Raw genomic sequence first — 14,112 nt, forward strand, 5'->3', positions numbered from 1 at the left:
CCGCCGCCGCGGCCGTACCCGGTGCAGCGTGGCCTGACTGCGCCGATGCGCCAGGCCGCACAGCGCGCCGGCCGCCTGGCGGCGATGCAGGCCTGGGCCGGGCAGTCGGCGTGGATGGCCCAGGCCGAGCCCGCCGCGACGTTGGTTGAACGCTGGTGGACGCAGGCGCAGGCCCTGCTGTGACATCGCAGGTCTTCCACCACGGGCAGCCTGCCGGCGCCGAGCTGCTGGCCGCCGCCGCGCTGGTGAACTATGGGCACTTCAGCACCATGCAGGTGCGCAATGGCGCCGTGCGCGGGTTCGAGCTGCATCTGCAGCGGCTGCAACAGGCCAATACGGCGCTGTTCGGCAGCGCCTTGGCGGCCGAGCGCGTGCGCGGCGAGCTGCGCGCGGCGCTGGCCGCGTTCGGCAGGGGCGACGCGTCGCTGCGCGTCACCGTGTGCTCGCCGGCATTCACCCTGCGCCGGGCCGACGCCGACTGCGCGGTGGAACTGCTGGTGTCGCTGGCGGAACCGGCGCAGGCCGACCCGGCGCCGTTGCGCCTGCGCAGCAGCGTGTTCGCACGCGAGGCGGCGCAGCTCAAACACGTCGGCACCTTCGGCGCCTTCCACCAGCGCCGCCTTGCGCTGCAGGCCGGCAGCGACGACGCGCTGTTCGTCGACGCGCAGGGGCAGGTGGCCGAAGGGCCGACCTGGAACCTGGGACTGTGGGACGGCGCCTGCCTGCACTGGCCACAGGCCCCGGCGCTGCACGGCACCCAGCAGCGGCTGCTGCAGGCCGGGCTCGCCGCGCTAGGCGTGGCGCAGGAGGTGCGGCCGCTGTCGCTCCACGAACTCGGGCCGGACGTGGCCGCCTTCACCTGCAACGCCCGCGGCCAGCAGGCGGTGGCGGCAGTGGACGGGCGCGCGTTGCGCCCGGCCGCGGATCTATTGGCCATGCTGGAGGCGGCGTTACACACCCAGCCCTGGCAGGCGATCTGAGCACTCCGTGGACGGCCATCGTGGCATGGCTGCCGCTCCTGGCGAATCCCCAATCTCGAATCCCCAATCCCGCGGCCGCAGGCCACGGCCCAGACTTGGCAGAGCCGAGGCCGGCCGCTATAATCGTCGGTTCACCGCGCCATCCTGGCGACTGGGCAACACCGGAAACTCACCATGGTCAAGATCCGCCTTACCCGTGGCGGCGCCAAGAAGCGCCCCTTCTACCACATCATCGTCACCGACGTGCGCAGCGCGCGCGACGGCCGCAACATCGAACGCGTCGGTTACTACAACCCGGTCGCCCAGGGCGCCGAGCCGCGCGTGGTGCTGGACCTGGCCCGCGTCGACCATTGGGTGTCCAATGGCGCGCAGCTGACCGACAAGGTGCGCAACCTGTACAAGGAAGCCACCAAGAACCAGGCCGCCGCGGCCTGATTCCGCGGGCCGCGCCCAGCGCGCGGCCCTCGCGTTTGCCCCAATGAAAGACAGCCAGCGCCGCATCCTGCTCGGTCGGGTCCTCGGCGCGTTCGGCATCCGTGGCGAGGCCAAGCTCGAGTCCTGGACCGAGCCGCGCCTCGCCATTTTCCGTTATCAGCCCTGGATCGTGCGCAAGCCCGATGGCAGCGAGAGCAGCCTCAGCGGCGTGCGCGGCCGCGAGTCCGGCAAGTACCTGATCGCCACGCTGCCCGAGGTCACCGACCGCGATGCGGTCGAGGCCCTGCGCGGCACCGAGATCTACGTGGCGCGCAGCAGCCTGCCGCCGCCGCGCCCGGACGAGTACTACTGGGTGGACCTGGAAGGCCTGGACGTGCGCACCGTCGACGGCGTGGCGCTGGGGCAGGTGTCGCACCTGTTCTCCACCGGCGCCAACGACGTGCTGGTGGTGCGCGGCGACCGCGAACGGCTGGTGCCGTTCGTGCAGCCGGACTACATCAAGTCGGTGGATTTCGAGGCCAACCTGGTCGTGGTCGACTGGGACCCCGAGTTCTGAGCGAAGCGGCCATGCGGCCGCTTTGGCGTTTGCCTTTCCCATTCCCCATTCCCGGCTCCCCATTCCCAGCCTCATGCGCATCGACGTCATCAGCCTGTTCCCCGAGTTCGTCGCCCAGTGCGCCGGGTTCGGCGTGGTCGGGCGGGCGCAGGAGCGCGCGCTGCTGGACCTGCACGGCTGGAACCCGCGCGACTACGCCAGCGGCGGCTACCGCAAGGTCGACGACCGCCCGTTCGGCGGCGGCCCGGGCATGGTGATGATGATCGAGCCGCTGCAGGCCTGCCTGGAGGCGGTGCGCGCGGCCGATCCGCTGCCGGCGCCGCTGATCTATCTGAGCCCGCAAGGCCGGCCGCTGACCCAGGCCAAGGCCCGCGAACTGGCCGCGCTGCCGCGGCTGCTGCTGCTGTGCGGGCGCTACGAGGGCGTGGACGAGCGTTTCGTCGCCGCCGCGGTGGACGAGGAAATCTCGATCGGCGACTACGTGCTGTCCGGCGGCGAACTGGCCGCGGCGGTGCTGGTGGACGCGGTCACCCGGCTGCAGGAGGGGGCGCTGAACGACGCCGAATCCGCGGCCCAGGACAGTTTCGAGGGCCCGGACGGCCTGCTCGACTGCCCGCACTACACCCATCCGCGCGAACACGCGCTGGGTGAGGTGCCGGCGGTGCTGCGTTCCGGCAACCACGCCGCGATCGCGCGCTGGCGGCGCATGCAGGCGCTGGGGCGGACCTGGCTGCGGCGTCCGGAACTGCTGGACGAGACGGCGCTGAGCGCGGCCGACCGGCGCCTGCTGCAGGAATTCCGCCAGGAGCGGGAGGCGGCGCAGGCCGCCGAACAGGAAAATCCATCCAAGCCCTAGCCATTGCCGCCGGGCTGGGTTAAAATACCCGGCTTTCCGGCCAGTGCGTTCCGTGCTTGGCCCATCCGATATCGCGCAATCGCCGTGCGGCGACTGCCGGACCACCTCACCAGACACAAGCGGTGCCCACCATGAGCAAGCTCAACAAGACCATCCTGGCCGACTTCGAAGCCGCCCAGATCCAGCGCAAGCTGCCGGAGTTCAACCAGGGCGACACCGTCGTCGTCAACGTCAAGGTGAAGGAAGGCAACCGCGAGCGCGTGCAGGCCTACGAAGGCGTGGTGATCGGCACCAAGAACGCCGGCCTGAACTCCTCGTTCACCGTGCGCAAGATCTCGCACGGCTACGGCGTCGAGCGCGTGTTCCAGACCCACAGCGCCACCATCGACTCGGTCGAAGTGAAGCGCCGCGGCAAGGTCCGCGCCGGCAAGCTGTACTACCTGCGTGGCCTGGAAGGCAAGGCCGCCCGCATCAAGGAAGATCTGGCCGCCGCTGCGCAGGCCAAGGTCGCGCGCCAGGCCGCTGCCGCCGCCGCCAAGGCCGAGTAATCTTCCGGCGACCCTCGGTCGCTGCCGCAACGGCCGCCTTCGGGCGGCCGTTTGCGTTTGTGGGGTTTGGATCGCGCCGCGCGGGGGCGGAGCCGTCATGTCCGCGATGGCGGGTCTGGCCGTTTTTGTGGCAGGAGTTTCAGTCGCGTCCCACAGGGGCTTGGCGCCTTTGTGGGAGGGACTTCAGTCCCGACGCGTGCCGGTGTCGGACGGCTTGGGCTTCGTTCGCTGCAGCTGCATGACAGTCGACTCCCGCACAGACAAGGGCGCCTGTGGATCGTGGCGCGAGCGCAGCGCTCAGCGCGCCGGATCCTGCGCCACCGCCACGTCGGCGACCGGTGCCGGCGGCTGCACCGGCACTTCCGCCGGATGCGCCACGGTCTCCGGCCGCGACGGCGCCAGCATCCGCGCGGTGCGCCAGTTGCCCCAGCGGTAATACGCCAGCGACAGCAGCATCGCGCAGGTGGCGCTGGTCGGGAAGCTCCACCACACCGCATCCACGCCCAGCTGCGGCTGCAGCAACTGCGCGAACGGCACGCGGATGCCCCAGAGCGACAGCGCCAGGATCAGCAGCGGCGGGACCACCGCACCGGTGGCGCGGACCACGCCGGAGATGACGAAGGTGACGCCGAAGAACAGGAACGACCACACCGCGATGTGGTTGAGGTGGCGCGCGATCTCCAGTGCCGCGCTGTGCGGCGGCAGGAACAGCGCCAGGGTCCAGCGATCGAACAGGATCAGCGGCGCGATCAGCGCGCCGGTCAGCAGGAAGTTGAACAGCACGCCCTTGCGCGCGGTCGCCGCGACCCGGTCCCAGCGCTGCGCGCCGACGTTCTGCGCGGCCATCGACGAGCAGGCCGCGCCGATCGCCATCGCCGGCATCTGCAGATAGGCCCACAGCTGCAGCGCCGCGCCGTAGGCCGCGGAGGTGGCGGTGCCATAGCCGTTGACCAGCGAGATCATCACGATCATCGCCAGCGAGATCAGCACCATCTGCAGGCCCATCGGCACGCCCTTGACGATCAGCGCACGCAGGATCGGCAGGTCGAGCCGGAACAGCCGCGCGTCGCGGCGGCCCAGCCACAGCACGTGGCGCTTGTGCCGCAGGTACAGCAGCAACCCGGTCAGCGACACCGCCTGCGCGATCAGCGTGGCCCAGGCCGCCCCGGCGATGCCCAGTTTGGGGAACGGCCCCAGCCCGAACAGCAGCAGCGGGTTGAAGCCGATGTCCAGCACCACCGACAGCAGCAGGAAGCGGAACGGTGTGCGCGAATCGCCGGTGCCGCGCAGCGCCGCCGACAGGAAAGCGAAGGTGTACAGCAGCGGCATCGCCAGGAAGATCACCCGCAGATAGGCCTCGGCCAGCGGCAGCGACGCCGCCGGCGTGCCCATCGCCGCCAGCAGGTGCCGCGCCAGCCACCAGCCGCCGGCGGCGATCAATACCGAGATGCCGATGAAGAAGGTGGCGCTGGTGCCCATCACCCGCCGCGCCTGGGCCACGTCGCTGCGGCCCATCGCCTGGCCGATCAGGATGGTGGCGGCCATGCCGATGCCGAACACCGAGCCGATCAGGAAGAACATGATGCTGTTGGCGTTGGCCGCGGCGGTGAGCGCCGCTTCGCCGAGATAGCGGCCGATCCACACGGCATTGACCGAGCCGTTGAGCGATTGCGCGATGTTGCCGGCCAGGATCGGCAGCGAGAACAGCAGCAACTGGCGGCCGATCGGGCCTTCGGTGAGCGCAGCGGGCTTGGTCATCGCGGGTCGGGAGCGAGCGTGAGCCGGCCACACTAGCATCGACGGATGTCGGCGGGGCGATGGGCGGATCTGGGTCTGTAGCGTTCGTGCCGCAGGCGGGCAGGGGGCGGGCCTGCGCCGCCCCACGGCGGGTGGCATGGGCCGTCGCGCGTGGCGGCCGGTCCTGTCCGAGTCGCGGTGGTGCGCTGCGGCGAGGATGGAACTGCGTTCGGCACGGCTCGGGTCATTGCTTGGTGCCGGGTAGGGGGCGACGCCAGCACCGGCATGGGACATGAAACCTGGGCGAGCCGCCCCCCGCTGCGCCTGCCTCGAGGTCGCTCGCTCTCTGTCAACCCATTCATCCCGGAAAGGTGAGCCCCTGCGGCGCGGTGCTTGCATTGGTGCGATCGCATCGCCATCTGTGCGGAGAGACGTGTGCGCCGCGCATGCTCTCGGGCGGCGCGATGGTCTCCGCTCCGGCGCCGCCTTTTGACTGCCTGCAATCCCCAACGCGAGTGGATGTCGAGCAACGCAATGAATGAATCTGTCGTACAAGCTGCCGCGGTGCGCCTGGATGTCTGGCTGTGGGCCGCGCGCTTCTTCAAGACCCGTAGCCTGGCCAAGCAGGCAGTGGAGACCGGCAAGGTGGACGTGGCCGGGCAGCGGCCGAAATCCTCGCGCGCGGTGCGCGTGGGCGAGCAGATGCGCGTGCAGCGCGGCGACGAGGTGTTCGAGATCCAGGTGCTGGGATTGAGCGATACCCGCGGCCCGGCCAGCGTGGCGCAGACCCTGTACCAAGAAAGCGATGCTTCGCGCGAGCGCCGTGCGCAGTTGCGTGCGCAGCGCAGCGCCGAGCGCAACGGCTACCAGGCGCCGGAGGGCAAACCGGACAAGCGTGCGCGGCGGCTGATCCGCGCGCTGGGGGATCTGGACGCGTTGTAGCCGAGTCCGCTGCGCCTGGCCGAGGATCGGTGCGGTTGACCGAGTTGCAGCGGCGACCGAATGGTGTCGTGACGTTGCCGAAGGTGGGTGGTGCGCTGGTCGCGTGTTTCGCTCGATGGCCAGTCGCTGCAAGCAACATCAGGCTTCCTCGGCTGCATGCAGTCGGGACTGAAGTCACTCCCACGACCGGCTTGCGTCCTGGCGAGCGTCGGCGTGCTCATGGCGGTTGACACACCGTGGGAGCGGATTCAGTCGCGACGCAGGGCGGTCAATCCTCGTCATCCCCATTCGTGCGTTGCCCTCTGCGACAGAGCGTGTGGAGCCGCTGCACTCGCGACAACGCCCCGGCGAGCGGGGCGTTGTCGTCATGCGACCAGGACAAGCGGGGCGCCGCAGCGGCGCCCCGTCTGCCGTCGTCAGGCGGCCAGGTCGAAGCGATCCAACTGCATCACCTTGGTCCAGGCGGCGACGAAGTCGCGTACGAACTTCGCCTGCGCGTCGGCGCTGGCATAGACCTCGGCCACCGCGCGCAGCACCGAGTTGGAGCCGAACACCAGGTCGGCGCGGGTACCGGTCCACTTCAACGCGCCGTTCTTGCGGTCGCGGCCTTCGTAGACGTCCTTCATCTCCGAGGTCGCCTTCCACTCGGTGCCCATGTCCAGCAGGTTGGCGAAGAAGTCGTTGCTGAGCACGCCCGGGCGATCGGTGAACACACCGTGCGCGGACTGGCCGCTGTTGGCGCCGAGCACGCGCAGGCCGCCGACCAGCACGGTCATCTCCGGTGCGGTCAGGGTCAGCAACTGCGCCTTGTCGATCAGCAGCGCTTCGGCCGACAGCGCGTAACGGCGCCTGGCGTAGTTGCGGAAACCATCGGCGATCGGTTCCAGCACCGCGAACGACTCCACGTCGGTCTGTTCCTGCGAGGCATCCATGCGGCCCGGCACGAACGGCACCTCGACGATCTGTCCGGCCAGCTTGGCCGCCTGTTCCACCGCGGCGGCACCGCCGAGCACGATCAGGTCGGCCAGCGAGATCCGCTTGCCGCCGCTCTGCGCGCCGTTGAACTGCGCCTGGATGTCCTCCAGCGTGGCCAGCACCTGTGCCAGCTGCGCCGGCTGGTTGACTTCCCAATCCTTCTGCGGGGCCAGGCGAATGCGCGCACCGTTGGCGCCGCCGCGCATGTCCGAGCCACGGAAGGTGGAGGCCGCGGCCCAGGCGGTGGACACCAGTTGCGCCACGCTCAGCCCGGAGTCGAGCAGGGTCTTCTTCAGTGCGGCGATATCCTGCGCGTCGACCAGCGGGTGGTTCACGGCCGGGATCGGGTCCTGCCACAGCAGTTCTTCGGCCGGCACGTCCGGGCCGAGGTAGCGCGCACGCGGGCCCATGTCGCGGTGGGTCAGCTTGAACCAGGCGCGGGCGAAGGCGTCGGCGAACTGCTGCGGGTTCTCCAGGAAGCGGCGCGAGATCTTCTCGTAGGCCGGGTCGAAGCGCAGCGCCAGATCGGTGGTGAGCATGGTCGGCAGGTGCTTCTTCGACGGGTCGTGCGCGTCCGGAATCACCGCCTCGGCGTTCTTGGCCACCCACTGGTGGGCGCCGGCCGGGCTCTTGCTCAGTTCCCAGTCGAACTTGAACAGGTGCTCGAAGAACTCGTTGGTCCACTGCGCCGGCTTGGTGGTCCAGGTGACTTCCAGGCCGCTAGTGATGGTGTCGCCGCCCTTGCCGCTGCCGAAGCTGTTGGACCAGCCCAGCCCTTGGCTCTCCAGGTCGGACGCTTCCGGCTCGGCGCCGACGTGGTCGGCCGGGCCGGCGCCGTGGGTCTTGCCGAAGGTGTGGCCGCCGGCGATCAGCGCCACGGTCTCTTCGTCGTTCATGGCCATGCGGCCGAAGGTGTCGCGGATGTCCTTGGCCGCCAGCAGCGGGTCGGGATTGCCGTCCGGGCCTTCCGGATTGACGTAGATCAGGCCCATCTGCACCGCGGCCAGCGGGTTCTCCAGGTCGCGGGTATGGCGCGCTTCGCTGTCGTCGTCCTTCACCAGCACGCCGTGCGCCTCGTCCACGCCCGGCGAGCCGTGCGCGTAGCGCTCGTCGCCGCCCAGCCACTTGGTCTCGCGGCCCCAGTACACGTCCTGGTCCGGCTCCCAGGTGTCGGCGCGGCCGCCGGCGAAGCCGAAGGTCTTGAAGCCCATCGATTCCAGCGCGACGTTGCCGGTGAGGATCAGCAGGTCGGCCCAGGAGATGGCCTGGCCGTACTTCTGCTTGATCGGCCACAGCAGGCGCCGCGCCTTGTCCAGGCTGACGTTGTCCGGCCAGCTGTTGAGCGGAGCGAAACGCTGCTGGCCGCGGCCACCGCCGCCACGGCCGTCGCCGGTGCGGTAGGTGCCGGCGCTATGCCAGGCCATGCGCACGAACAGCGGGCCGTAGTGGCCGAAGTCGGCCGGCCACCAGTCCTGCGAATCGGTCATCAGCGCATGCAGGTCGCGCTTGAGCGCTTCCAGATCGAGTTGCTTGAACGCCTTGGCGTAATCGAACTGCGGGTCCAGCGGGTTGGAACGGGCGGAATGCTGGTTGAGCAGGTCCACGCGCAACTGCTTGGGCCACCAGTCGCGATTGCTGGTGCCGCTGCCGCTGGCAGCCTGGTGGAACGGGCATTTCGATTCGCTGGTCATGGGAGGCTGCCTTGGCTCTTGGTGGACGAGATGGGGTGGCTCGGCGCCGCGATCATACGGCGGCGACACGGTGAAACTGGAGACACGATAGGTGGAAGCCGCGATTTAGAGAATTCGAATTCTTCTAATCAATCGATAGGACGTAGCTATCACATCGATGGCGGTGCGCGGTGTGGCCGCGCATCGCTCGCTTGCCGGCACTCCCTGCAGAGGCCGCATGCTGCGTGCGTCCCGGGCAGGACTCAGTCGACCGGCATCACGTCGAAATCGCCACCCAGCACCCGTTCCAGGCGTCCGCTGCGCCAGCCGCGGACGCTGTCGCGCACCAGCGGCGAAGGTGCGATCCGATAGCGTCGGCACACCCGCAGTTCGTCCTCGCCGATGGGCGCGCGCCGTGCCTGCCCGGGCAGGTCCGGGGCGACCCGCACCTGCACCGCAAGCCGGCGCAGGGTCGGTTCGTCGACCTCCTGTTCCTGCACGTGCAGGCCGGCTTCCGCGTCCAGCAATGCCAGTGCCCCGAAGCCGGCGATGGCCAGCCAGGCGCGGCCTTGCTGCGGATCCTGTGCCAGCACCTCCACCCGCATGTTGCGCTGCTCGGCCCAGGCCAGATACATCTGCAGCAGACGTTGCCACCACTGCCGCGCTTCGGCCGGATGCCGGTGCAGCTCGCTGGCGCCGATGCGCAGGTCCAGCAGTGCATCCTGCGGGCGTTGCTCCTGCAGCGCGGTGCTGGCCAGGTGCAGCAGCCACAGCAACTGGGTCAGGCGCGCCACGAACTCGCCGTCGCGCTGGGCGCCGCCGTCCAGCCGCGCGCGCAGGCGCACGGCGGTGGCCAGCGCGCTTTCGATGCGGTCGCGGCGCTCGATCCGGTCCAGCACCTGGAAGCGGCCGGATTGCGACCAGAAATCGCGCTCGCCCATGGCGGCGAAATCGGCCTCGCGCGCCTGCCGCCAGGCCGGCGCGGCGTGCGATTCCTGCAGGCGATGCAAGGCCGCATCCAGGCGCGGCAGGACCGCGCTGTCTGCGTTGGGCGCGTACACCAGGTCGCGCAGATCCGTGGGCGTGGCGGGGTCGACCGCCGCGGGCAGGGGTTCCGGCGGCGGCGGCGCGTCCGCTGCGATGAAGCGCACGTCGAGGCGGTCGCCGGCGCCGCGCACGAACAGGAACTGGTCGCCTTCGGGGGCGCGTTGCTCGACGATGCTGCGTGCCAGGGGCGCCAGCAGATGCTGTTCGATCGCGCGGCGCAGCGGCCGCGCGCCCAGGTCCGGAGTGAAGCCGCGGTCGAGCAGGAACTCGATCGCCGACGGCTCCCATTCCACCGCCCAGGCGCGATTGCGCAGGCCGCGCCGGGTCAGCGTGCGATCCAGTTCCTTGTGCAGGATCTCGCGCATCAGCGCCCGATCCAGCGGGTTGAACAGCACCACTTTGTCGAGCCGGTTGACGAACTCGCGGCGGAAGGTCTCGTACACCGCCTTTTCCACCGCGTTGCGCGAGTAGCCGCCGGCGACGGTGGCGAAGCCGGGGCCGGCGCCGCGGGCCAGCGTGGCGCCGACGTTGCTGGTGAGAATGATGATGCTGTGGCGGAAGTCGGCGGTGTTGCCGTTGCGGTCGCTCAGGCGGGCGTCGTCGAACACCTGCAGGAACAGGTCCCAGACCTTGGGGTGGGCCTTCTCGAACTCGTCCAGCAGCACCACCGAGAACGGCTGCTCGCGGATGCGCGCGATCAGCGTGCGCTGCCCGGCGCTGTCGTCGCCGGTGAGCCGGTACAGCGCGTCCTCGCCCTGGAACTCGCTCATGTCCAGGCGCAGCAGGCGCTCGGGAGTGCCGAACAGCAATTCGCCCAGTGCCTTGGCCAATTCGGTCTTGCCGGTGCCGGTCGGGCCGGCGAACAGGAACACGCCGATCGGGCGGCGGCTGTCGATCAGCCCGGCCTTGAGCATGGCGATGCGGTCGAGCAGGGTCTCCACCGCCTCGTCCTGGCCCAGCACGCGCTTGCGGAAGAAACGGCGCAGCGTCTCCAGTTCCAGCCGTTGGCGATCGTCGATCACCTCCAGCGGCAGCCCGCTGCGCCTGGCCACCGCCTGCAGCAGGGCATCGTCGTCCAGCGGCAGGCGTGCGTCGTCGCCGTCCTTCGCGGCCTGCAGGGTCTCGTCGAGCAGTTGCAGCAGGCGGCCGGGTTCGTGCTGATCGGGAAAATACTGCGCGGCGAGGCGTTCGGCTTCGGCCAGGGCGCGCGCGTCGATCACCTCGGTCTGCAGCGCCTGCGCCTGGGCCTGCGCCCACTGTGCGCCGATCTGCGCCAGCGCGGTGGACGCGGCCGGTGCCAGCGTCACCACTTCGAAGCGCGAACGCGTGGTCGGCCGCGCCACCTGCAGCTGCGCCAGTTGCCGCGGCGTGATCTCGCCGATCAGGCGCAGCTCACCGCGCTCCAGCGCCGGCAGCACCAGATCGAGGATGCCGCGCGGATCGCGCGAATGCGCGCCCTTGTGCAGCAGGTCGTAGAAGTCCGGCGCGCGCCACAGGGCGCGCTCGCGGTGCAGGACCGCCAGCATCTCGCGGATGCGTCCCTCCAGTTCGCCGATGTAGCTCTGCCCCGCCAGGATCTCCGCGGCGGAGGCCTCGAACACACGCCAGCCTTCGCCGAGCAGGCGTTCGCTGAGCAGGTCGATCAGCACGCTCTTGCCCACGCCGTGCTCGCCGACCAGCAGCACCGGCTGCGGAGGCGTGGTCACCACGTGCTCGTAGGCGCGCTGCAAGGCCGCGTCCAGCCCCGGGTGGCGCAGGCGCAGGCGCGCCGGCACCGCGGCGACGACACGGCCGAAGCCGCCGAGCACGCGCTGCTCGCGACGCTGCTTGCGTGCGTCGTGCAGGCGCTGCAGGAACGGCTCCAGCACGGGTTCCTTGAACTGCGCCAGGGTGTCGCCGAGTGCGGTCAGCGCTGCATCGTCGAGTTCGTCGAAATCCACCGGGCGGTCCGCCGGGGCCTTGCTTGCGGCCCACTGCAGATAGGCGCGCAGGCGTTGCCGGAACGGGACGACGTTCCACCACCAGTCGCGTGCGTGGCGCAGCAGCGCGTGCAGATGGTCGGCATCCGGCAGGCGCTGCAGGTAGTCGAACAGGAAGCTCAGCGGATACGAACCCAGGTGCGGGAGCACGTCCAGGATCGCGTCCGCATCCGGGGAGCGGCGTTGCGCCAAGGCCTGCGCTGCCATGCACGGCAGCACGTAGCCTGGGCTGCCCAGCGCCTCGACCAGTTCCTGATGGGAGAACTCCGCGCCCGCCAGCAGCGCCACGCCTTGCTGGAACTGCGGAATCTGTGCCAGATCGGCAGGGCTGTGGATCTGCTCGTCCTGTGCTTCCACCTGCTGGCGCAGCCGCTGCAGATGCTGCGCCGATGTCTCCTGCGTTGCCTCGGGCGCGGCGTGGTGGTTGTCGCCAGTGTCGGTCGCCCGTGCAGGCTGATGCGCGGAGGCGCTGCGCCCGAGAGGGCGCGCCAGATGCAACAGCACCGCACCGACGACCACGCCGATGGCGAAAAGGGCAAATTCCATCATCGTCGCCTCAGTCCCGGATGCCGCGACGGCCGCTGCGCGGATGTGGCGCCCGCATGGCATCTGCGATGGTGCAGCGGACCTGGGGGCGTGACGACGTTCGCGAGCGTGCCTGCATGCGTTCCCTCGTTGGATGTAGCCGTCGCGGACGCGTGCGGCCTGTGCTGGTGTGCGCGGCCCCGTTTGCGGCGGAGCGGGGCGGTGCGTTCGCCGTCGAGTATAGAAGTCCGTGTTTCCTCCAGGCGACAGCGTCGCTGCGCAGTGCGACACCGATCGGACTGCAGCGCCAGGCGGGCTGCCTGACGCACCAGCGCCTCCCGTTGGCGGCGCCTGCCCACTATCCTGTCGCGATGACCCAACGCGCCACCCGTCTGCTGCGCCTGCTCGACGCCCTGCGCGGGCGACGCCGGCCCGTGGCCGGGGCGCAGCTCGCTGCCGATCTGGGAGTGAGCCTGCGCACGCTGTACCGCGACATCGCCAGCCTGCGCGGGCAGGGCGCCGACATCCTCGGCGACCCGGGCGTGGGCTACGTGCTGCGCCCGGGCTTCCTGCTGCCGGAGTTGAACTTCAGCGAGGACGAGCTGGAAGCGCTGACCCTGGGCGCGCGCTGGGTGGCGAGCCAGGCCGATCCGGAACTGGCGCAGGCCGCGCAGCGCGCCATTACCCGGATCGGGGCGTCGCTGCCGGCGCCGTTGCGGCTGGCGCTGGAGACCAGCGGTTTGTTGGTGCCCGCGGCCAAGCCCGCGCAGCCGGCGGCACCGTGGCTGCCGGTGCTGCGTCGTGGCATCCGTCTGGAACACGTGCTGCACATGGACTATGCCGATGCCGGCGGCGTCGCCTCGCAACGGCGCATCTGGCCGTTCGCGATGGCCTTCCTGGGCGGTTTCGGCATGATCGCGGCGTGGTGCGAACTGCGCGGCGATTTCCGCCATTTCCGTGCCGACCGGGTGTTGGCGCTGCGCGACGACAGCGAACGCTACCCGACGCGGCGGCATCTCCTGATCCGGCGCTGGCGCGCCGCTACCGGACACGGCGTCGGCTCCTGACAGCAGGTGTCAGCAGGGCACGTGCAGACTGCGTGGCGTCCACCACGGAGTCCGACCATGACCCACGATCTTGTGCTCTACACCCACCCCATGTCGCGCGGCCGCATCGCGCGCTGGATGCTCGAAGAAACCGGCCTGCCGTACCGCGCGCAGATCCTCGACTACGGCACCGGGATGAAGGCGCCGGAGTATCTGGCGATCAACCCGATGGGCAAGGTGCCGGCGCTGGTCCACGGCACCACCACCGTCACCGAGAACGCGGCGATCTGCGCCTACCTGGCCGACCTGGTGCCGGAGCGGCAGCTGGCGCCGCCGCTTGGATCGCCCGCGCGTGGCGATTACTACCGCTGGCTGTTCCTGCTGGCCGGCCCGGCCGAGGCGTTCCTGACCGCCAAGCAGCACGGCACGCTGGCCCCGGCGCACAGCGCGGGCTACGGCCATGGCGAGGATCTGCTGGACATGCTGGAGCAGGGCGTCGCCGGTCGCGAGCACCTGGCCGGCGACCGCTTCAGCGCAGCCGACCTGTATGCCGCGGCGTTCCTCGGCTTCTACACGCGCATCGGTGTGCTGCAGGCACGGCCGGCGTTTGTCGCCTTCGTGCAGCGGCACATGGCGCGCCCGGCGGCGCAGCGTGCCGCGGCCATCGACGATGCGTTGCTGGCGGCGCATCCCAACCCGTTCATGCCGCGCCCGAGCGCAGTGCCGGCGAGCGCCTAGCGGGATGTGGGATGACTGGCGGTTGGGTGTGCCGTGCGGGCGGACCCTCACCCCAACCCCTCTCCCGGGGGGAGAGGG

The 14,112-nt window shown here is 70.3% G+C and carries 11 protein-coding genes and 1 pseudogene; 9 read left to right on the forward strand and 3 right to left on the reverse strand.

Features of this window, described 5'->3' with window-relative positions:
* From D588_RS24340 to rplS, 6 genes and pseudogenes are all read left to right on the forward strand, one after another.
* Positions 1–183, forward strand: a pseudogene (locus D588_RS24340) (nitronate monooxygenase); the annotation flags it as partial.
* Positions 180–980 (forward strand): aminotransferase class IV family protein, encoded by an 801-nt coding sequence (locus tag D588_RS0108560; protein ID WP_017915669.1) that lies wholly within the window; start codon positions 180–182, stop codon positions 978–980. The pseudogene D588_RS24340 and the gene D588_RS0108560, both read left to right, overlap by 4 nt.
* A gap of 174 nt (positions 981–1,154) precedes the next feature.
* Positions 1,155–1,415, forward strand: a complete 261-nt coding sequence (rpsP, locus tag D588_RS0108565) for a 30S ribosomal protein S16 (protein ID WP_010342240.1) — start codon at positions 1,155–1,157, stop codon at positions 1,413–1,415.
* A 43-nt stretch (positions 1,416–1,458) separates the two neighbouring features.
* Complete coding sequence (gene rimM, locus D588_RS0108570; RefSeq protein WP_017907937.1) at positions 1,459–1,971, forward strand: ribosome maturation factor RimM; 513 nt, start codon at positions 1,459–1,461, stop codon at positions 1,969–1,971.
* A gap of 73 nt (positions 1,972–2,044) precedes the next feature.
* Positions 2,045–2,827, forward strand: coding sequence for a tRNA (guanosine(37)-N1)-methyltransferase TrmD (gene trmD / locus D588_RS0108575; protein WP_017915670.1), 783 nt, complete (start codon positions 2,045–2,047; stop codon positions 2,825–2,827).
* A 131-nt stretch (positions 2,828–2,958) separates the two neighbouring features.
* Positions 2,959–3,375 carry a 50S ribosomal protein L19 gene (gene rplS / locus D588_RS0108580; RefSeq protein WP_010342237.1) on the forward strand — a complete coding sequence of 139 codons (417 nt, stop codon included), beginning with the start codon at positions 2,959–2,961 and terminating at the stop codon, positions 3,373–3,375.
* Between the two features lie 297 nt (positions 3,376–3,672).
* Here rplS and D588_RS0108585 read toward each other — a convergent pair whose 3' ends face one another.
* Positions 3,673–5,133: an MATE family efflux transporter gene (locus D588_RS0108585; RefSeq protein ID WP_017915671.1), complete on the reverse strand. Its 1,461-nt coding sequence runs from the start codon at positions 5,131–5,133 to the stop codon at positions 3,673–3,675.
* A 513-nt stretch (positions 5,134–5,646) separates the two neighbouring features.
* Here D588_RS0108585 and D588_RS0108590 point away from each other — a divergent pair.
* Positions 5,647–6,054, forward strand: coding sequence for an RNA-binding S4 domain-containing protein (locus tag D588_RS0108590; RefSeq protein ID WP_026143516.1), 408 nt, complete (start codon positions 5,647–5,649; stop codon positions 6,052–6,054).
* Between the two features lie 416 nt (positions 6,055–6,470).
* Here the strand turns inward: D588_RS0108590 and katG are convergent, their stop codons facing one another.
* Together katG and D588_RS0108600 are read right to left on the reverse strand one after the other, a co-directional pair.
* Entirely contained in the window at positions 6,471–8,720 is a 2,250-nt protein-coding gene (katG, locus tag D588_RS0108595) for a catalase/peroxidase HPI (RefSeq protein ID WP_017915673.1), read from the reverse strand.
* Positions 8,721–8,962: 242 nt separating this feature from the next.
* Positions 8,963–12,271 (reverse strand): AAA family ATPase, encoded by a 3,309-nt coding sequence (locus tag D588_RS0108600; protein WP_232764260.1) that lies wholly within the window; start codon positions 12,269–12,271, stop codon positions 8,963–8,965.
* 350 nt (positions 12,272–12,621) lie between these two features.
* Between D588_RS0108600 and D588_RS0108605 the strand changes: the two genes are divergently transcribed.
* Complete coding sequence (locus D588_RS0108605) at positions 12,622–13,317, forward strand: YafY family protein (RefSeq protein WP_017915675.1); 696 nt, start codon at positions 12,622–12,624, stop codon at positions 13,315–13,317.
* 57 nt (positions 13,318–13,374) lie between these two features.
* Positions 13,375–14,034 carry a glutathione S-transferase family protein gene (locus D588_RS0108610; protein ID WP_026143517.1) on the forward strand — a complete coding sequence of 220 codons (660 nt, stop codon included), beginning with the start codon at positions 13,375–13,377 and terminating at the stop codon, positions 14,032–14,034.
* Positions 14,035–14,112: the final 78 nt, after the last annotated feature.

This window comes from Xanthomonas sp. SHU 308, from assembly GCF_000364645.1.
GTDB classification, from domain to species: domain Bacteria; phylum Pseudomonadota; class Gammaproteobacteria; order Xanthomonadales; family Xanthomonadaceae; genus Xanthomonas_A; species Xanthomonas_A sontii.